17 protein-coding genes are annotated in these 20248 nt (G+C 56.4%); 13 read left to right on the top strand and 4 right to left on the bottom strand.

Annotated elements, in window-relative coordinates; all coding sequences use genetic code 11:
* Window positions 1-124: 124 nt before the first annotated feature.
* From L579_RS07885 to L579_RS07865, 5 genes are all read left to right on the top strand, one after another.
* Window positions 125-841: a DUF3053 domain-containing protein gene (locus L579_RS07885; protein ID WP_021183726.1), complete on the top strand. Its 717-nt coding sequence runs from the start codon at window positions 125-127 to the stop codon at window positions 839-841.
* 442 nt (window positions 842-1283) lie between these two features.
* The gene (locus L579_RS07880; RefSeq protein ID WP_021183725.1) at window positions 1284-3218 is read left to right on the top strand and encodes a PTS mannitol transporter subunit IICBA; all 1935 of its coding nucleotides are present in this window, start codon (window positions 1284-1286) and stop codon (window positions 3216-3218) included.
* 91 nt (window positions 3219-3309) lie between these two features.
* Entirely contained in the window at window positions 3310-4458 is a 1149-nt protein-coding gene (gene mtlD / locus L579_RS07875; RefSeq protein WP_021183724.1) for a mannitol-1-phosphate 5-dehydrogenase, read from the top strand.
* Window positions 4459-4503: 45 nt separating this feature from the next.
* On the top strand, window positions 4504-5049 hold the full coding sequence (mtlR, locus tag L579_RS07870; RefSeq protein WP_021183723.1) for a mannitol operon repressor MtlR: 546 nt from the start codon (window positions 4504-4506) through the stop codon (window positions 5047-5049).
* Window positions 5050-5147: 98 nt separating this feature from the next.
* Complete coding sequence (locus tag L579_RS07865) at window positions 5148-5510, top strand: YibL family ribosome-associated protein (RefSeq protein ID WP_021183722.1); 363 nt, start codon at window positions 5148-5150, stop codon at window positions 5508-5510.
* Between the two features lie 4 nt (window positions 5511-5514).
* Here L579_RS07865 and L579_RS07860 read toward each other — a convergent pair whose 3' ends face one another.
* The 3 genes from L579_RS07860 to L579_RS07850 form a co-directional block, all read right to left on the bottom strand.
* On the bottom strand, window positions 5515-6483 hold the full coding sequence (locus L579_RS07860; protein WP_021183721.1) for a VirK/YbjX family protein: 969 nt from the start codon (window positions 6481-6483) through the stop codon (window positions 5515-5517).
* 176 nt (window positions 6484-6659) lie between these two features.
* Entirely contained in the window at window positions 6660-7286 is a 627-nt protein-coding gene (sodA, locus tag L579_RS07855; RefSeq protein ID WP_021183720.1) for a superoxide dismutase [Mn], read from the bottom strand.
* A 180-nt stretch (window positions 7287-7466) separates the two neighbouring features.
* On the bottom strand, window positions 7467-8807 hold the full coding sequence (locus tag L579_RS07850; RefSeq protein WP_021183719.1) for an aspartate aminotransferase family protein: 1341 nt from the start codon (window positions 8805-8807) through the stop codon (window positions 7467-7469).
* 173 nt (window positions 8808-8980) lie between these two features.
* On the opposite strand from L579_RS07850, the gene L579_RS07845 reads away from it, so the two are divergent.
* Window positions 8981-9757 carry a DeoR/GlpR family DNA-binding transcription regulator gene (locus L579_RS07845; protein WP_021183718.1) on the top strand — a complete coding sequence of 259 codons (777 nt, stop codon included), beginning with the start codon at window positions 8981-8983 and terminating at the stop codon, window positions 9755-9757.
* Here L579_RS07845 and fdhD read toward each other — a convergent pair.
* Window positions 9754-10569 (bottom strand): formate dehydrogenase accessory sulfurtransferase FdhD, encoded by an 816-nt coding sequence (fdhD, locus tag L579_RS07840; protein WP_021183717.1) that lies wholly within the window; start codon window positions 10567-10569, stop codon window positions 9754-9756. The two genes, L579_RS07845 and fdhD, sit on opposite strands and share 4 nt — an antisense overlap.
* A 147-nt stretch (window positions 10570-10716) precedes the next feature.
* On the opposite strand from fdhD, the gene fdnG reads away from it, so the two are divergent.
* The 7 genes from fdnG (at window position 10717) to selB (ending at window position 20207) form a co-directional block, all read left to right on the top strand.
* Window positions 10717-13764: a formate dehydrogenase-N subunit alpha gene (gene fdnG / locus L579_RS07830; protein ID WP_081692768.1), complete on the top strand. Its 3048-nt coding sequence runs from the start codon at window positions 10717-10719 to the stop codon at window positions 13762-13764.
* An 11-nt stretch (window positions 13765-13775) separates the two neighbouring features.
* On the top strand, window positions 13776-14651 hold the full coding sequence (fdxH, locus tag L579_RS07825; protein ID WP_021183716.1) for a formate dehydrogenase subunit beta: 876 nt from the start codon (window positions 13776-13778) through the stop codon (window positions 14649-14651).
* Entirely contained in the window at window positions 14651-15292 is a 642-nt protein-coding gene (gene fdoI / locus L579_RS07820; RefSeq protein ID WP_036625907.1) for a formate dehydrogenase cytochrome b556 subunit, read from the top strand. The genes fdxH and fdoI overlap by 1 nt, the downstream gene beginning before the upstream one ends.
* Complete coding sequence (fdhE, locus tag L579_RS07815; protein ID WP_021183714.1) at window positions 15292-16221, top strand: formate dehydrogenase accessory protein FdhE; 930 nt, start codon at window positions 15292-15294, stop codon at window positions 16219-16221. The genes fdoI and fdhE overlap by 1 nt, the downstream gene beginning before the upstream one ends.
* Before the next feature lie 117 nt (window positions 16222-16338).
* Entirely contained in the window at window positions 16339-16950 is a 612-nt protein-coding gene (locus L579_RS07810; RefSeq protein ID WP_021183713.1) for a glutathione S-transferase, read from the top strand.
* 12 nt (window positions 16951-16962) lie between these two features.
* On the top strand, window positions 16963-18342 hold the full coding sequence (gene selA, locus L579_RS07805; protein WP_021183712.1) for an L-seryl-tRNA(Sec) selenium transferase: 1380 nt from the start codon (window positions 16963-16965) through the stop codon (window positions 18340-18342).
* Window positions 18339-20207 carry a selenocysteine-specific translation elongation factor gene (gene selB, locus L579_RS07800; protein WP_021183711.1) on the top strand — a complete coding sequence of 623 codons (1869 nt, stop codon included), beginning with the start codon at window positions 18339-18341 and terminating at the stop codon, window positions 20205-20207. The genes selA and selB overlap by 4 nt, the downstream gene beginning before the upstream one ends.
* Window positions 20208-20248: the final 41 nt, after the last annotated feature.

The following is a 20248-nucleotide window of genomic DNA, read 5'->3' as shown; positions in this document are numbered from 1 at the left end:
GGCGCGATTTATCGCGCAGTTTTTACCTCACCCCGCCGTTGTGCGCACCAGGCCATTGTTCTATCCTTTAGGACCTTTCCCATCGAATTGAAATCTGCCATTAGGTGACTTACAGGAGTTGAATATGGCGTCAGGAATTTCCCGCATCTGGATGCGTAGCGGCATGCTGGTCGTCACGCTGCTCGCAGTGCTGCAACTTACCGCCTGTGGCGACAAAGAGGGCGATCAGCGTAAAGCCTTTACTGATTTTCTCCAGAACACGGTCATGCGCAGCGGCGAGCATCTGCCCAGCCTGAGCGAAAACCAGAAGCAAACGTTCGGCAACTACGCGAGTGATTACGCCATTCTTTATGGTTTCTCGCAGCAGGTGAATCAGGCGGTTGAACAGGGCATGCGTCCGGTGGTCGATGAGTTGGCGGCCATTCGCGTACCGCAGGATTACCTGACGCGTCGTGACACGCTGCGCCAGGCCAGCGGCAATCTGAGCGTGCTAACACAGCAAATTCAGAGCGCCAAAATGCAGGCCGACAGCAGCCATGCTGCGCTGAAACAGCCAGATGACCTGAAAAAAGTGTATGACAGCGTCTATACCAAAGTGGTCACCCAACCGGCCAGCACCCTGATCCCGTTGCTGCCACAGTTGCAGGCGCTGAGCCAGGCGGCGGTACAGACCGGTGATTACCTGCAATCGCAGGGTACACGCGTGACTTTCAATGATGGCGGCGTGCAATTCCCGACCCAGGATCAGGCCACCCAATACAACACGCTGATGAGCACCCTCTCCAGCAATGCCCAGGCTCTGACCCAGGCGCAGAATACTGTTCAAAGCGGTTTTCAGTAATTCTTCAGGCGGGTAATCATGGATTACCCGCTTTTCAGACTTTTGTCACTTCCTTACATTCCGCTTTTCTGATTCTTCCTGCTGCGGCAGAGTGTGATCTGGCGCATTTTCGACCAAATATTGTTTGTGATCCTCATCACATTTATGAAACAAACCCCATAAGTAAAAAAGTGATAAATGTCACATTTAGCCCGCTGATTTGTCTAAATATTCAGCATCGTACTTTTCTTACACGGCATTTTTGTGATCAATATCACCTAATAGCACCCTTCTCACCCCAACTTAGCGTGATCTATATCACACTTTACCCACGCTCTACGCAGCGTCATAAACTAGTGCTAGAGTCCGCCTGCATACAGTAATGCCACGGCCCCCGCCGTAACGTCTTAACAAAAACAAACGCGCTCTCTTATTGCAGCGCGTCTCAATAAGGGGTGGGTTTATGTCCTCATCAGTGAAGGTCAAAGTTCAGAGCTTTGGTCGCTTTCTGAGTAACATGGTGATGCCTAACATCGGTGCGTTTATCGCCTGGGGTATCATCACTGCACTGTTCATTCCAACCGGATGGATTCCAAACGCGACGCTGGCGAAACTCGTTGGCCCGATGATTACCTACCTGCTGCCGCTGTTGATCGGTTTCACCGGTGGTCGTCTGGTGGGTGGCGATCGTGGTGGCGTGGTCGGCGCAATCACCACTATGGGTGTGATTGTCGGTGCGGATATGCCGATGTTCCTCGGCTCCATGATTGCCGGTCCGCTGGGCGGCTGGGCGATCAAACACTTTGACCGTGCCGTTGATGGCAAGATCAAAAGCGGCTTCGAGATGCTGGTGAACAACTTCTCCGCCGGCATCATCGGTATGCTGCTGGCGCTGCTGGCGTTTATCGGTATCGGTCCGTTGGTGGAAGGTCTGTCCCATATTCTCGCCGCAGGCGTAAACCTGATGGTGCAGAATAACCTGCTGCCGTTGACCTCCATCTTTGTTGAACCGGCGAAAATCCTGTTCCTCAACAACGCCATCAACCACGGTATCTTCTCTCCGCTGGGTATCCAGCAGGCGAGCGAAGTGGGCAAATCGATCTTCTTCCTGATCGAAGCCAACCCAGGTCCGGGTATGGGCGTACTGGTGGCGTATATGATTTTTGGTCGCGGTAGCGCCAAACAATCAGCCGGTGGTGCTGCCATCATCCACTTCCTGGGTGGTATCCACGAAATTTATTTCCCGTACGTACTGATGGCACCGCGTCTGCTGCTGGCGGTAATCCTCGGTGGTATGACTGGCGTGTTCACCCTGACCGTACTGCACGGCGGCCTGGTTTCTCCGGCTTCTCCGGGTTCCATCCTGGCAGTGCTGGCGATGACGCCAAAAGGCACTTACTTTGCTAACGTGACCGCGATTATCGCTGCGTTCGCCGTCTCCTTTGTCATCTCTTCTATCCTGCTGAAAACCAGCAAAGTAAAAGATGAAGACGACATCGAAGCCGCCACCAAACGTATGCAGGACATGAAAGCCCAGTCTAAAGGCCAGAGCGTTGCAGGTGCGCCGGTTGCCGGTGATGCGATGAGCGTTGACCTGAACCACGTACGTAAAATCATCGTGGCTTGTGATGCCGGTATGGGTTCCAGTGCAATGGGTGCAGGCGTACTGCGTAAGAAAGTGCAGGATGCCGGTCTGAGCAACATTTCGGTGACCAACAGCGCCATTAACGCCCTGCCGGGTGACGTGGACCTGGTGATTACCCACCGCGATCTGACCGAGCGTGCGATGCGTCAGGCACCGCAGGCCCAGCATATTTCGCTGAACAACTTCCTCGACAGTGCCTTGTACACCAATTTGACCGAGCGTCTGGTGGCGGCCAATCGTAGCGAAGCCCATCGCGAAACCGTGCAGACCACGCTGGCTGACAGCTTCGATGCCGGTAACGCGCATCTGTTCAAACTGGGTGCAAACAACGTGTTCCTCGGCCTGAGCGCCAGCAACAAAGAGCAGGCGATTCGCTTTGCCGGTGAGCAACTGGTAAAAGGCGGCTACGTGCAGCCGGAATACGTGGATGCGATGCTGGAGCGTGAAAAGCTGACCCCGACTTACCTCGGTGAGTCGATTGCCGTACCGCACGGCACGGTGGAAGCTAAAGATCGCGTGTTGAAAACTGGCGTGGTGTTCTGCCAGTATCCGGCGGGCGTGCAGTTCGGTGAAGAGTCTGACGAAGTGGCTCGCCTGGTGATCGGTATTGCTGCGCGCAATAACGAACACATCCAGGTCATCACCAGCCTGACTAACGCGCTGGACGACGAAAGCGTGATTGAGAAGCTGGCGAACACCACCAACGTGCAAGACGTGCTGGATTTGCTGTCTGGTAGCAAAACCACCGCCTGAACAAATCGTTAAATCCCTGGGGCGGGTATGCCCGTCCCCACTTTCCGGGGCGGACATGCCCGCCCCATCGTCATTTGATATGGGTCAAATTATGAAAGCGTTACATTTTGGAGCAGGTAACATCGGCCGTGGTTTTATCGGTAAGCTGCTGGCTGATGCCGGTATCGAACTGGTATTTGCGGATGTGAATCAGGTGGTTCTTGATGCCCTTAACGCCCGTCATGAGTATCCGGTTCATGTGGTTGGCGAGCAGGCGAAAGTTGAGATTGTTAAAGGCGTCAGCGCGGTGAACAGCACCAGCGACGCTATCGTCACGCTGATTGCTGAGGTTGATATCGTTACCACGGCGGTTGGCCCGCAGATTCTGGAGCGCATCGCCGGTGGCGTTGCCAAAGGTCTGGCCAACCGCCGCGATAACGGTAATGTCCGTCCACTGAACATTATTGCCTGTGAAAACATGGTGCGTGGCACCAGCCAGCTCAAACAACACGTCCTGAAAGCACTGCCAGAGCAATATCACGCCTGGGTTGAAGCGCACGTCGGCTTTGTTGATTCCGCAGTGGACCGTATCGTGCCGCCGTCAGAAGCAGGCAGCAACGACCCGCTGGAAGTCACCGTTGAAACCTTTAGCGAGTGGATCGTCGATAAAACCCAGTTCAAAGGCGAGTTGCCGAACATCCCAGGCATGGAACTGACCGATAACCTGATGGCGTTTGTCGAGCGTAAGCTGTTTACCCTCAACACCGGCCACGCCATCACCGCCTATCTCGGCCAACTGGCCGGTCACGCCACCATTCGCGATGCCATTCTTGACCAGAAAATCCGTACCGTGGTGCAGGGTGCGATGGAAGAGAGCGGCGCAGTGCTGATCAAACGTTACGGTTTCGAGGCAGATAAACATGCCGCCTATATTCAGAAAATCCTCAGCCGTTTTGAGAACCCATATCTGAAAGATGACGTGGAGCGCGTGGGTCGTCAGCCGCTGCGTAAGCTGAGCGCGGGCGATCGCCTGATCAAACCGACGCTGGGCACGCTGGAATATCAGTTGCCACACGCCAACCTGGTGCAGGGCATTGCCGCCGCGATGCATTATCGCAGCGCGCAGGACCCGCAAGCGCAGGAGCTGGAAGCCCTGTTGGCGGAAAAAGGCCCACAGGCCACGCTGGCGCAGATCTCCGGGCTGGATGCCAACAGCGAAGTAGTCACCTCAGTGGTGAGCGCTTACAACGCTATGGCATAATGCGCGCCACTTAGACTCATCACGCCAGACGGCGGTAGCTGAACGATGCAGGCAATAATGGAAGAGAAGCAAGCTTTTGAAAACCGGGTGCTTGAGCGCCTGAACGCCGGTCGTTCGGTGAGAAGCTTCCTGATCGCCGCCGTTGAGCTGTTGACCGAAGCGGTTAACCTGCTGGTTTTGCAGGTTTTCCGTAAGGATGATTACGCCGTCAAATACGCCGTGGAGCCGTTGCTGCTGGGCAACGGCCCGCTCGGCGAGATGTCGGTTCGGCTGAAACTGATCTACGGTCTTGGCGTGATCAATCGCCATGAATATGAAGATTGTGAGCTGTTGCTGGCACTGCGTGAAGAGTTGAACCACGACACCTTTGAGTACCGGTTCACCGACGATGAGATTCTCGGCCCTTTTAGCGAGTTGCACTGCGTCGCCGCCTGGCCGCCAAAACCCGACTTTACCCGTGACGACGACGAACTGCGCGCCATGCAACAACAGCGTTATTTGCAGATGGTACGTTCGACGATGGTACTGTCGCTCACTGAACTGATTTCCCGCATTTCTCACAAGCAGGCATTTAAAAAGCCCGCCGTCTGAGCCAAAACCTTGCGCGATAAATCGCGCACAGTCAGCGCGGTGCACAGCCGTGCTGATTTGGTGTATCCTTTCCCTGTTTTCCTTAACGAGTTTCCCCGATGAAAGAACAAGAAAAAGCTGAGATCAAACGCCTGAGCGATCAGCTGGATGCCCTGAACCGTAAAGAACCCCAGCTGCTGGAAGCCGGTGATGCCGAAAAACTCGGCGTACTGCTGAAAGAGAAAGAGGCACTGGTGGTGGAGATTGAACGTCTGCGCAATGTGCGTGACGAGAAGCTGAGTAAAGAGGCGCAACAGCTGCAAAAGCTGCCGTTCAGCCGTGAGATCACCAAAAAAGAGCAGGCGAATATGGGTGCGCTGAAGAAAAGCGTGCGCGGCCTGGTGGTGGTACACCCAATGACCGCGCTGGGACGTGAAATGGGTCTGACGGTGATGACCGGCTACGCGAAGCAGCCGTTCTGATTCCTTACGCGGCGTGCGATACGTCGCGTACCTCTGTCACACCCGCCGCCTGTAACACCTGCTGCGCCAGATTATCCAGCAATTCATAACGACGGCGATACTCCGCACGCTTCTTGCTGGCAATCTCATCCAGTGATTTACGCGCCATCTGTAACGGCAACGTAAATACGCCATCCGCCCGCGCTTCTCCGCCTAATGACTGCCAGAATTCACTGTAGCTGGCAAAGAAGTGGTCGCCTTTGCTGTGTCGGTAGCGCAGACTGCGAAATACGTGGGTGGTATCTCCCACCGCGCTAATCGCCTGCACGCCGCATTGTTGCGCCAGAATAAATACCACTTCCATCAACAGACGTTTTGGAAATAAACCCTGGGCAGATTTAGTGGCATCACGAATTACATCATTAGAAATATGTTTTCGTGGCCCCTGCAACCCGCCAATTAATAAGCTTCTTTGTTGATTCTCATTAAAAATAGAGAAAGACAATGAGGCGATTAATTTCTCTTCATAGCGTAATTCCAGCGTAATCTCGCCTTCACGGTCAAAACGGCCCGGACAGCAGTGAATCACGAATGATTCGTCATTTTTACCTTTAAAGCTGGCCAGCAAATTATCACCCGGACTTTGCAGCAACTGACGCAGGGTGGTATTTTCCAGCGCAGCCATCAGGTGGTAATGGTCAAGAATTGCCTGGGCGCGCTGCGCCACGCTAAAACCAGCCCGCAGATAAGGGCGATGCAGTTTGGCAGGCAGCAAGCCTTGTACCGTCAACATTTGCGGCAGCTGTGGCAGCGCGGCCAGTTGATTCAGGTAACGGTGAGTCGTAACAGGATAAACAAGCGATCTTAAAGCAAATTTAAACCGGAAACTTTTGCTGTGCCACAATTTATTTGGCACAAACTTTCCAGTGACTAACTGAAAAAACAGCGATGTAGACGAATCATTATTCGCCGCAGAAGTGGTTATCATGGACATAATTATTATTTCGTCGAGAAAAACTGACGCGACTATATGCCCCAAATTATCAACGACAGGTTAATAAGTTAGCGGCTGAGGGTTTAGCTGGCGGGAATAGGTGGTTTGTTTAGAAATGGTTTAAAAAAACCGGCGGAACCTGTCCACCGGTTGATGTCATTCAGAATGGCGATGACTTACTTAGCAGAGGCGAAACGCGCAGCAGCTTCGTCCCAGTTCACGACGTTCCAGAATGCTTTGATGTAATCAGGACGTTTGTTCTGATACTTCAGGTAGTAAGCGTGTTCCCACACATCCAGACCAATGATCGGGAAGCCAGAAGCGCCAGAGATCGCTTCGCCCATCAGCGGGCTGTCCTGGTTAGCGGTAGAAACCACCGCCAGTTTGTCACCTTTTTTCACCAGCCACGCCCAGCCAGAACCAAAACGGGTGGTAGCGGCTTTCTCAAACTCTTCCTGGAATTTTTCAACGCTGCCGAAATCTTTCTCAATTGCAGCTTTCAGTTCACCCTGGAGGGTGGTGCCGATTTTCAGACCTTTCCAGAACAGGCTGTGGTTCGCGTGACCACCGGCGTTGTTACGCAGCGGGCCTTTTTTGTCTGCTGGCAGTTTGTCCAGTTTAGCGATCAGCTCTTCAACCGGAATACCGTCGAATTCTGTACCTTTCAGTGATTCCAGCGCCGCATTGGCGTTGTTCACGTAGGCCTGGTGGTGTTTAGAGTGATGGATTTCCATCGTCTGCTTGTCGAAATGCGGTTCCAGTGCGTCGTAATCGTAAGGCAGGGATGGCAGTGAATAACTCATGTTCTTCCTCTCCATTAGTGTTTGAGCAGCACGACCTCGCTGGCGTGCCGCGTAAGCAGTTGGATCATTATAGTTAAATTCATGATCCGGAAAAGGGTTATCAATGCCTTAGTAATGATAAGGATTTGAGGAATTTGGCGTAGCGGCGCGATCAATCGCACCGCTACAAAGGGGAACTGTTTACCGGCCCAACTCGGTCAGCGATTTATCCAGCGCACCGACCAGCCAGTCGATATCACTTTCCTGGAACGCCAACGGCGGACGCAATTTCAATACGTTACCGTACGGGCCAGCCACCGAGGTCAGCACATGGTGATCACGCAGCTTCTCGATTAAATCCAGTGCCAGCGCTTTATCCGGCGTTTTGCTGCTGCGATCGGAGACCAGTTCAAAACCAATAAACAGACCCGCACCACGCACATCGCCAATCGCCTCGTGCCTTGCCATCAGTTTCGCCAGCTCGGCCTGCAATTTCGCCCCCACCACGCGGCTGTGTTCCTGCAAGCCCTCTTCTTTGATCACCTTGAGCACCGCCTGCGCGGCCGCCATCGCTACCGGGTTGCCACCGAAGGTGTTGAAGTAAGGGATCTCGTCGCTGAACGCTGCCAGCACATCGCTTTTTGCCAGCAGGCCAGAGACCGGAATTCCGTTACCCATCGGCTTGCCGGTGGTGACCACATCCGGTACCACCCCATGACGGGCGAAGCCCCAGAAGGCATCCCCGGTACGAGCGAAGCCCGGCTGCACTTCGTCAGCAATAAAGATACCGCCGTTGGCATGCACCACATCCACCGCTTTTTGCAGGAAGCCCGGCGGGTTCGGCAGTACGCCATCAGAGGAGAAAATTGAGTCGGCGAGGAAACCGGCGAACTTGATACCGTGCGCCTTCATGTCATCGATCTGCTTCTGGATTTCATTGGCAAACCACTCGCCCAGATCCGGCGCATTAACGCGGTAATGATCCGGTGGCGGCACCAGACGCGTCGTCGGTGCCAGCGGCTGACCGGTGCCCAATGCCGGAGAAGCGCCGGACGTCAGGTCGCTGGTGCCGTGGTAAGCCTCCTGCGACACGATAATACCGGTACCGCCGCTAAAGGCGCGCGCCACGCGAATCGCCAGGTCATTGGCCTCAGAACCGGTACACATGTACATCGCACGGTCGATGGCATCCGGTGTGGTCGCCAGCAGTTCTTCGCTGTAATCCAGGATACGTTCGTGCAGATAACGGGTATGGGTGTTCAGCATCTTCATCTGCTGATTCACCGCCTCAATCACCGCCGGATGACAATGACCGATACTCGCCACGTTGTTGTACACGTCCAGATATTTGTTACCTGCGGCATCCCACAGATACTGCCCTTCACCGCGCACCAGATGCACCGGCTTACGGTAGAACAGGCGATACGACTCGCCCAGCACTTTGCTGCGTTTATCGGTCAGTTTGCGCGTATCGGCGTCCAGACCGTCGGCGTGCTCAGCACGAAAACTGTTGGTATCCATGATGGTGGAACGTGTAGCCATGATAACTCCCGTTGCGAGGTGAAAGGGGTGCATGCGTAATAACCGTCTGCTGATATCATGCCGGTTTTTACGACAAATGCAACCAAATACACAAATACAACCAAATACACATGACGGAATGATGAAGCTCAGGTAATCTTAGGCCCACGCTGAACTCGCTACAGGGAAATGTCATGTTGCAGGAAACCCGTTTACATCGCATTCGCGCGCTGCTGACGACACATCATCAGGTCAGTACCGAACGCGTCATCAAAGAGCTGGGCATTTCGCGGGAAACGGCGCGGCGAGATATTATCGAGCTGGAAGCGCAGGGCGTGGCACGGCGTGTCCACGGTGGTTTAGTCGCGGTCGACAGCCAGCCGGAAGCGCCGCTACGCGTACGTCGCAGCGCACAGGCGAAGGAGAAACGCGCCATTGCCGTGGCTGCGGCACAACATCTGCAACCCGGCCAGACGTTATTCCTCGATTCTGGTACCACCACCACCCTGCTGGCCGAAGAGCTGCGCACCATGTCCGGGCTGACTATCATCACCAACAGCCTGCAAGCCGCGCTGGCGCTCAGCGCATCGGAAGAACATGAGCCGCTGAATAATCAGGTGATTTTGCTGGGCGGCATGATGTCTGCCGGGGCACAACAGACGCGCGGGGAAATAACGGTGGGCGAGATTTATCGCTATCGGGCCGATGTGGCGCTGTTGTCACCGGTAGGCATTGAGGCCAAACACGGAGCCACCAGCTTTCACCCGCATGAAGCCGCGATTGCGCGCGCCATGGTGCAGCAGGCCAGCCGCACCATCCTGCTGGCGGATCACAGCAAACTGGGCGTGGTGAGCCGTAGCCAATACGCCCCGATTGCCGGGATTGATCTGCTGATTTGCGATGCGGGTCAGGCAAAACCCGGTGCGCTCAGCGCGCTGCAACAGGCGCTGGCGCAGGTTCAGGTGGTTTAGCGCAACCGCTGGGGGTGGGTATAGATGGTGGCGCGGCCCGGTTTACTGAAACCGACCAGCGTCAGGTTGCTGCGTTGCGCCACCTCCACCGCCAACTGCGTTGCCGCCGACACCGCGAACAGAATTTCAACGCCGCACATCGCCGACTTCTGCACCATCTCATAACTGGCGCGACTGGAAACCAGCACCGCGCCCTGCTGCCAGTCGGCCTTGCTGCGATAACCCAGCAGCTTATCCAGCGCCACATGACGCCCCACATCTTCACAGCCGCCGCGCAGCTCACCTTGCGGCGACATCCAGGCAGCAGCGTGAGTGCAGCCGGTCAATTCACCCACCGGCTGGAAGTCGCGCAGACGCGCTAATCCGGCATCGAGATGCTCAAGGGCAAAGGTTTGGGTAAAAGGCAGCGGTGTAATCGGTTTGCCTATCTGATCCAGCTGCTCCACACCACATACGCCACAGCCGGTACGGCCTGCCATCGCCCGGCGTTGTTCCTTCAGCGCCATAAAGCGACGGTTGGAGAGTTCGATTTGCACTTCAATGCCGTTGCAGCCGGGCACCACATCAAGACCAAAAATATCCTGTGGCGTGTCGATGATGCCTTCAGAGAGCGAAAAGCCAAGGGCAAACGCCTCCAGGTCATTGGGCGTCGCCATCATCACCACATGGGAAATGCCGTTGTAGACCAACGCCACCGGAACTTCCTGCGCCAGCCAGTCCGGCTCCGCGTGAGTGATATCACGCCGCTGCCACACCTGCGCCTGACGCGCGCCTGAGATCTCACTCACATTAGCCTGATCTTTCTGTGTCACTTTGTTCGCCTCGCACAACAACCTTACAAAAGCAGTGGTAATATTTAGCCGCTATACTCGCTTTTTTAGTTGGGTCATTTTGAACCCTTAGCCAGTGCACCGCAAAAATAATAAACGTGAGTAATGTCGAACCAAGGATTATCTCCCATGAACGTCAGCAGAAGAAAATTCTTCAAAATCTGCGCGGGCGGTATGGCGGGGACCACGGCAGCCCTTCTCGGTTTTACCCCCGAGGTGGCGCTGGCGGAAACGCGACAGTACAAGCTGTTGCGCGCCCGCGAAACCCGTAATACCTGCACCTACTGCTCCGTCGGCTGTGGCCTGTTGATGTACAGCCTCGGCGATGGCGCAAAAAACGCTAAAGAAACGATCTTCCACATTGAGGGCGATCCGGATCATCCGGTCAGCCGCGGGGCGTTGTGCCCGAAAGGCGCAGGTCTGCTGGATTTTGTTCACAGCGACAGTCGCCTGCACTACCCGGAATATCGCGCGCCAGGTTCGGATAAATGGCAGCGCATCAGCTGGGACGATGCTTTTGACCGTATCGCGAAGTTGATGAAAGCCGACCGTGATGCCCACTTTGTGGCGCAAAACGCCGCCGGTGTCACCGTCAACCGCTGGCTGACCACGGGCATGCTGTGTGCCTCGGCTTCCAGCAATGAAACCGGCTATCTCACCCAGAAAATGACCCGATCGCTCGGTATGCTGGCGGTCGACAACCAGGCACGCGTCTGACACGGACCAACGGTAGCAAGTCTTGCTCCAACATTTGGTCGCGGTGCGATGACCAATCACTGGGTCGACATCCGTAATGCCAACCTGATTGTGGTAATGGGCGGTAATGCGGCTGAAGCGCATCCGGTCGGTTTCCGCTGGGCGATGGAAGCCAAAATCTTCAACAAAGCCAAACTGATTGTCATCGATCCGCGCTTTACGCGCACTGCATCGGTGGCGGATTTCTATACGCCAATTCGCTCCGGCTCCGACATCGCTTTTCTGTCGGGCGTGCTGCGCTGGCTGATGGAAAACGACAAAATTCAGCATGAATATGTGCAGGCGTACACCAACGCCAGCCTGATTGTGCGCGAAGATTTTCACTTCGAGGATGGCCTGTTCAGCGGCTATGACGCTGACAACCGTAAATACGACAAAACCAGCTGGAACTACGAGTTGGGTGAGGACGGCTTCGCCAAACGCGACGACAGCCTGAGCCATCCGCGCTGCGTGTGGAACCTGCTGAAGCAGCATGTCAGCCGCTATACGCCGGAGATGGTCGAACGCATTTGCGGCACGCCAAAAGCGGATTTCCTGCACGTCTGCGAACTGATCGGCGAAACCAGCGCGCGCGATCGCACCACCTCGTTCCTGTATGCCCTTGGCTGGACCCAGCACTCCATCGGGGCACAGAACATCCGCACCATGGCGATGATTCAGCTACTGCTTGGCAACATGGGGATGGCAGGTGGCGGCGTTAATGCGCTGCGCGGTCACTCCAATATTCAGGGGCTGACCGATCTTGGCCTGCTGTCACAAAGCCTGCCGGGCTACATGACGCTGCCGTCGGAGAAGCAGACCGATCTGCAAACCTATCTCAACGCCAACACGCCAAAACCGGCGCTGCCCGGTCAGGTCAACTACTGGGGCAACTACCCGAAATTCTTCGTGAGCCAAATGAAAGCCTTCTTTGGCGACAAAGCGCAGGCGGAGAATAGCTGGGGCTTTGACTGGCTGCCGAAGTGGGACAAAGGCTACGACGTGTTGCAGTACTTCGAGATGATGTCGCAGGGCAAAGTGAACGGCTACCTGTGCCAGGGCTTCAACCCGGTGGCGTCGTTCCCCAACAAACGCAAAGTGATTGATTCGCTGTCGAAGCTGAAATTCCTCGTCACTATCGACCCGCTCAACACCGAAACCTCGACCTTCTGGCAGCATCACGGCGAGTTTAACGATGTTGATCCGGCACAGATTCAGACCGAGGTATTCCGCCTGCCCTCCACCTGTTTTGCCGAGGAGAATGGCTCAATCGTCAATTCCGGTCGCTGGTTGCAGTGGCACTGGAAAGGTCAGGATGGACCGGGTGAAGCGCGCAACGACGGTGAAATCCTCGCGGGCATCTACCTGCGGCTGCGCGAGATGTATGCGCGCGAAGGCGGTGCCGCGCCGGAACCGGTGCTGAACATGACCTGGAACTACCTGACGCCAGAAAACCCGGCGTCGGAAGAGGTGGCGATGGAGAGCAACGGCAAGGCGCTGGCGGATATCATGGATGACAAAGGCACCCTGCTGGTGAAAAAAGGCCAGCAGCTCAGTACCTTTGCGCATCTTAAAGATGACGGCAGCACCAGCAGCGGCTGCTGGATCTTTGCCGGGAGCTGGACGCCGGAAGGCAACCAGATGGCGCGACGCGATAACGCCGACCCATCCGGTCTTGGCAACACGCTGAACTGGAGCTGGGCGTGGCCGCTCAACCGTCGCATCCTCTACAACCGCGCCTCCGCCGATCCACAAGGCAACCCGTGGGATGCCAAACGTCAGTTGCTGAAATGGGATGGCAGCAAGTGGGCCGGGATGGATATCCCGGACTACAGCACCGCCGCCCCGGGCAGCAACGTCGGGCCGTTTATCATGCAGCCCGATGGCATGGGCCGCCTGTTCGCGCTCGACAAAATGGAGGAAGGCCCGTTCCCGGAACACTATGAACCGTTTGAGACGCCGATTGGCACCAATCCGCTGCACCCCAATGTGGTGTCGAATCCAGCGGCACGCGTGTTCAAGGACGATCTGGCGGCGATGGGCAACGCCGAACAGTTCCCGTACGTCGGCACCACCTATCGCCTCACCGAGCATTTCCACTTCTGGACCAAACACGCACGGCTCAACGCCATCGCGCAACCGGAACAGTTTGTTGAGATCGGTGAAGTACTGGCGAATAAGCTCGGCATCGCCCAGGGCGACACGGTGAAAGTCAGCTCGAATCGCGGCTATATCAAGGCCAAAGCGGTGGTCACCAAACGTCTGCGTCCGTTGCAGGTAGATGGCAAAACCGTGGATACCATCGGTATCCCGATTCACTGGGGTTATCAGGGCGTGGCGAAAAAAGGCTTTATCGCCAATACCCTGACGCCGTTTGTCGGTGACGCCAACACACAAACGCCGGAGTTTAAGGCGTTTCTGGTTAACGTCGAGAAGGTGTAAGGAGAACGAAGATGGCTTATCAATCGCAAGACATTATCCGCCGCTCCGCCACCAACGGCGTGACGCCGCCACCGCAGGCGCGCAACCATCAGCAGGAGGTGGCGAAGTTAATCGACGTCACCACCTGTATCGGTTGCAAAGCCTGTCAGGTCGCCTGTTCGGAATGGAACGACATCCGCGACGAGATCGGTCATAACGTCGGGGTGTATGACAACCCGGCGGATTTGACTGCCAAGTCCTGGACGGTGATGCGTTTTTCTGAGGTTGAAGAGAACGGCAAGCTGGAGTGGTTGATCCGCAAAGATGGCTGCATGCACTGCGCCGATCCTGGCTGTCTGAAGGCCTGTCCTTCAGAAGGGGCGATCATTCAGTACGCCAACGGCATTGTTGATTTTCAGTCTGAGCAATGTATCGGCTGCGGTTACTGCATCGCCGGTTGTCCGTTCGACGTGCCGCGCCTCAATAAAGAGGACAACCGCGTGTATAAATGCACGCTGTGCGTCGATCGTGTCACCGTCGGTCAGGAACCGGCCTGCGTGAAAACCTGCCCGACCGGGGCAATTCATTTTGGCAGCAAAGTGGATATGCAGACCCTGGCCGGAGAACGGGTGGAGGAGCTGAAAACACGCGGCTACGCCCATGCCGGGCTGTACGACCCGGCAGGCGTTGGCGGTACGCATGTGATGTATGTGCTGCACCACGCCAACAAACCGCAGCTTTACCACGGCCTGCCGGAAAACCCGAGCATCAGCTCCGCCGTCACCTTCTGGAAAGGCATCTGGAAACCGCTGGCGGCGGTGGGTTTTGCTGCCACCTTTGCGGCGGCGGTGTTCCACTACGTCGGCGTCGGGCCGAACCGGGTGGATGAGGACGAGGAGGAAAAATGATGAAAAAGCGCGATCGCCTGGTACGCTACAGCGCACCGGAACGCATCAATCACTGGATTGTGGCGTTGTGCTTTGTCTTCGCTGCGCTCAGCGGTTTAGGTTTCTTTTTTCCGTCGTTTAACTGGCTGATGCATGTTTTGGGTACGCCGCAGCTGGCGCGTATTCTGCATCCTTTTGTTGGTGTGGTGATGTTTGCTGCCTTTTTAATCATGTTCTTACGTTACTGGCGGCAGAATTTGATTAACCGTGAGGACATCATATGGGCGAAAAACATCCACAAAATCGTGCGCAATGAGGAGGTCGGTGATACTGGCAAATACAACTTCGGGCAGAAGTGTGTGTTCTGGGCTGCTATCATCAGCTTAGTCATGCTGCTGGTGAGTGGAATTGTGATTTGGCGGCCATACTTCGCCGGTGCCTTCTCCATTCCGCTAATTCGCGCCGCACTGGTGGTGCATTCGGTCTCAGCCGTGGCGCTGATTATCGTGATTATGGTGCATATCTACGCTGCCTTGTGGGTTAAGGGCACCATTACCGCGATGGTTGAAGGTTGGGTCCCTGCCGCGTGGGCGAAGAAACATCACCCACGCTGGTATCGCGAGCAGCGCCAACGCCAAACACAACAGGAAAAACGCCCCTGATGAGTATTCGCATTATCCCGCAGGACCAGCTGGAGAAAAGCGATAAGAAAACGGCGGATAACATTCCGCCGTTACTTTTCCCCCGGCTGAAAAACTTGTATAGCCGACGGGCCGCCCGTTTGCGCGAGCTGGCAGCGAAAAATCCGCTCGGTGATTATCTGCGCTTTGCCGCCGTGATCGCCCAGGCACAGGAAATCGTGCTGTATGACCATCCTCTCCAGCTCGATTTGCGTGCCCGCCTGGCGCAAAGTGCCGAACAGGGCATCCCGCCGCTGGATATTCACACTTACCCGCGCGATCCCCACTGGCAACGGCTACTGCATTCGCTGATCGCCGAACTGAAGCCAGAGATGAGCGGTCAGGCGCTGGCGGTGCTGGAGAATCTGGAGAAAGCCTCGGCGACTGAACTGGAGACGCTAGCGACTGCACTGCTCGAAGGTAACTTCGCCCAGGTCAGCAACGATAAATCACCGTTTATCTGGGCGGCATTATCGATCTACTGGGCGCAGATGGCGGCATTAATTCCGGGTAAAGCCCGTGCTGAATATGGCGAGCATCGTCAGTTCTGTCCGGTGTGCGCCAGCGTACCGGTTGCCAGCGTGGTACATATGGATGTCGGTCAGCAGGGATTGCGTTATCTGCATTGCAATCTGTGCGAAAGTGAATGGTATGTGGTACGCAGCAAATGTTCTAATTGCGAGCAGACGCGTGACCTGCATTACTGGTCGCTGGATAGCGAGATGGCGGCGATAAAAGCCGAAAGCTGTGGCGATTGCGGCACCTACCTGAAGATGCTGTACCAGGAGAAAGATCCGGCGGTGGAGCCAGTGGCAGACGACCTGGCTTCACTGGTGCTGGATGCGCGGATGGAGCAGGAAGGGTTTTCCCGTAGTAGCCTGAACCCGTTTTTGTTTCCAGGCGAAGGGTAATTCTGCGTTTTACATATTTCTGCGCATCGTAGCGGCGCGATTTATCGCGCAATATCGTGAACCATGCCCGAAAAAAACCGCGCGATTAATCGCGCCGCTACACCACGGAGGCGTTCGATGAAACTGATTGGCAGCTACACCAGCCCTTTTGTGCGTAAAATTTCAGTGATCATGCTGGAAAAGGGCATCGTCTTCGAGTTTGTTAACGAATCACCGTGGAACGCTGACAGCCATGTGCCGCATTACAATCCGCTGGGTAAAGTTCCGGCGCTGGTTGATGACAACAAGCTCACCTGGTTTGACTCGGCGATCATCGCCGAAGCCATCGAGCTACGAGGTGAAGCACCTCAGCTTTTGCCTGATGACCGCTGGCGCGCGTTGCAAATCCGCCAACTGGAAAAACTGGCCGACGGCATCAGCGATGCAGCCCTGCTGATTGTACGCGAACAAATGCGCCCCGGAGATCAGCAATCCGAAGAGGTTTTGTTGCGTAACCGGGAAAAAATCCTGCGCGGTCTGGATGCACTGGAAATCGCTGCCGCTCAGGGCGATCTGCTCAACAGCGACACCCTCAATCTGGCGGATATCGCCACCGGTTGCATGATTGGCTACATTAATTTCCGCCGCGTGGTGCCGAACTGGTGCGTCAATCGTCCGGCACTGATCAAACTGGCAGAGAAGCTATTTAAGCGGGAGAGCTTTGCCCGCACTGTCCCGGCCTCCAGTTAAAAGTTCTGCTTAATGAAAAATCTGTTTAGTCAGCTGCCTGCCATTGATAGCCTGCTGCGCGACCCCGCGTTGCAGCCATTAATTGATGATGCAGGCACCGCCTTTGCCACCCGACAGCTCCGCGCGATGCAGCAAGAAGCACGCGAGTATATCCAGCAACATCAGGGACTTCCCGCCTGGCACGCTAACTGGCCGGATGAAGCGCTGCGCCGCAGTGAGCAACAGCGCCAAAGCGCGTTGCGCCCGGTGTTTAATCTGACCGGCACGGTGCTGCACACCAATTTAGGCCGCGCCTGTTTAAGCGATGCGGCAATCGCGGCTGTCACCGCCAGTCTGCGCCAGCCGGTGACGCTGGAATATGCGCTGGATGATGCCGCGCGCGGTCATCGCGATCGCGCGGTTGCCGCCCTGCTGTGCGAACTGACCGGCGCGGAAGACGCCTGTATCGTCAACAACAACGCGGCGGCGGTTTTACTGATGCTGGCGACCCTGGCACCAGGGCGTGAAGTGGTGGTTTCCCGTGGTGAGCTGGTGGAGATTGGCGGTGCGTTCCGTATTCCTGACGTGATGCGCCAGGCCGGATGCCAGCTGGTGGAGGTCGGCACCACCAATCGCACCCATTTAAAAGATTATCGCGCCGCTATCACCGATGATAGCGGCTTGTTGATGAAAGTTCACACCAGCAACTATCAGATTCAGGGCTTCACACATGCGGTGTCCGAGGCTGAACTGGTGGCGCTGGGAGAAGAACATCAGTTGCCGGTCATCACCGATCTCGGCAGCGGTTCGCTCATCGACATGACCATATACGGTCTGCCTGCTGAACCTATGCCGCAGCAGTTGATAGCGGCGGGCGTCAGCCTGGTCAGCTTTTCCGGCGACAAACTGCTGGGTGGCCCGCAGGCGGGGATCATCATCGGCAAAAAAGCGTTGATCGCCCGACTGCAACAACATCCACTAAAACGTGCGCTGCGCGTCGATAAAATGACGCTGGCGGCGCTGGAAGCGACACTGCAACTCTACCGTCACCCGGAGAATCTTGCGGTTGCGCTACCCACGCTGCACCTGCTGACGCGTCCCGCAGCGGAAATCCGGCAACTGGCGGAACGCCTGCTGCCTGCTCTGGAGAATACGTTTGGCGAGGATTTTTCGCTGACGATCGCCCCTTGTTCGTCACAAATCGGCAGCGGATCGCTACCGGTAGAACGTCTCCCCAGCGTTGCTATTACCTTCAGCCCACGCGACGGTCAGGGCGGCACGCTACACGCCCTGGCACAACGTTGGCGCGCCCTGCCGCAGCCGGTCATTGGCCGTCTCCAGGAAGGCAAGCTGTGGCTCGATTTGCGCTGCCTGACAGATGAAACCGCCTTTCTGCGGAATCTGCTGCCATGATCATCGCCACCGCCGGACATGTTGATCATGGCAAAACCGCGCTGCTACAGGCGCTGACCGGCATCAATGCTGACCGTCTGCCAGAAGAACAACGACGAGGCATGACCATCGACCTCGGATATGCTTACTGGCCGCAACCCGATGGCCGGGTGATCGGTTTTATTGATGTGCCAGGCCATGAGAAGTTTCTCGCCAATATGCTGGCGGGCATCGGCGGCATCCACCATGCGTTGCTGGTGGTGGCCTGTGACGATGGTGTGATGCCGCAAACGCGTGAACATTTGCAGCTACTGAGCCTCGCCGGGCAACCGCCACTTAGCGTGGCGTTGACCAAAGCGGATCGGGTCGACGGCGCACGCATTGACGAAGTGCAGCAGCAGGTCGCGCAGCTCACGCAACAGCTGGGCTGGCCTGATGCCGCGCAATTTGTTACCAGCAGCACCACGTTGCAAGGTATTGATGCCCTGCGCCAGCATCTGATTGGGCTGACGGAACCCCCGTTTACTCCCCGCTACCGTTTTCGCCTCGCCATCGATCGTGCTTTTACCCTCAAGGGCACCGGGCTGGTGGTGACGGGTACGGCGCTGGCCGGAGAAGTCCACATCGGCGATACCCTGTGGCTGACCGGCGTCAACCAACCGGTGCGCGTGCGCGCCCTGCATGCGCAGAACCAGGCCGTGAGTCACGCACAGGCCGGGCAACGTATCGCCTTAAATATTGTTGGCGAGGTGGAAAAAGCGCAAATCACCCGAGGTGACTGGTTGCTGAGTCAGCAGCAGGACCAGGGCACCACGCGACTCACGGTGGCGCTTAACCTGCTGCACCCCCAGAAAAATGCGTCTCAACCGGTACATATCCATCACGCCGCCAGCCATGTCACTGGCCGTTTAACCTTACTCAGCGAACAGCTGGGAGAACTGGTTCTCAGCACCCCACTGTGGCTGGCGGATAATGATCATCTGATCATTCGCGACAGCAACGCGCAGCACACGCTGGCGGGTGGACGGGTGATTCTGCTGAACAGCAAAAAACGCGGTAAACGCCAGCCCGATTACCTGACCTGGCTTGAGCAGCTGGCGCTGTCTGATGATGATGAAACCAACCTGCGCGCCCATCTCAGGCATCAACCGGCTGACGACAGTGAACTGGCCTGGGCGCGACAGCTGACCCCGACCTCGATGGATGCCCTGCTCGCCCGTATTGCCCCGGTGCGTTTACATCATGCGTTGATGGACCCGGCCCAGGCCAGCCGCTGGCAGCAGCAATTGTGTGACGCGCTGGCGCATTTTCACCAGCAGCACCAGGAACAACCGGGTATTGGTCACGATCGCCTACGGCGCATTGCGCTGCCACAGGCCCCGGCCGGGCTGGTGTTGGCGTTAATCGAGCAGATGCTGGCGCAAGGGGTGATTCAGCAACGCCACGGCTGGTTGCACCTCCCCAACTTCGAACCGCGCTTTAACCCGCAGGAAGAGATGTTATGGCAGCAGGCTGGGCCGCTGTTTGCCGACCAGCCACTTTGGGTGCGGGATATTGCCTCCGCACTCCAGCAGGATGAACTGACGGTTCGCGCCCTGCTGCTGACTGCGGCACGGCTCGGTCATATCACGGCGATCGTGCGTGATCGCTACTACCGCAGCGACCAGATCCAGATCTTCGCCGATCTGATTCGCCAACGCGCTGCGCTGGGCGGCAGCACCACCGCCGCCGATTTCCGCAACCAGCTTGGCACCGGGCGTAAAGTGGCGGTGCAGATTCTGGAATTCTTTGACCGCAGCGGTTTTACCCGCCGTCGCGGCAATGAGCACCTGCTGCGCGATGCGCGGTTGTTTAACGCCTGTTCCTCCGAACACGCAATTTCGTAGCGGCGCGATTTATCGCGCAATTAATGCACAGAACAAAAAAT

Origin of the sequence: Pantoea sp. AS-PWVM4 (assembly GCF_000468095.1) — a bacterium.
Taxonomy (GTDB): Bacteria; Pseudomonadota; Gammaproteobacteria; order Enterobacterales; family Enterobacteriaceae; genus Pantoea; species Pantoea phytobeneficialis.
The sequence above is the reverse complement of the archived record's forward strand: the minus strand, read 5'-3'. Positions and strand labels throughout refer to the sequence as shown.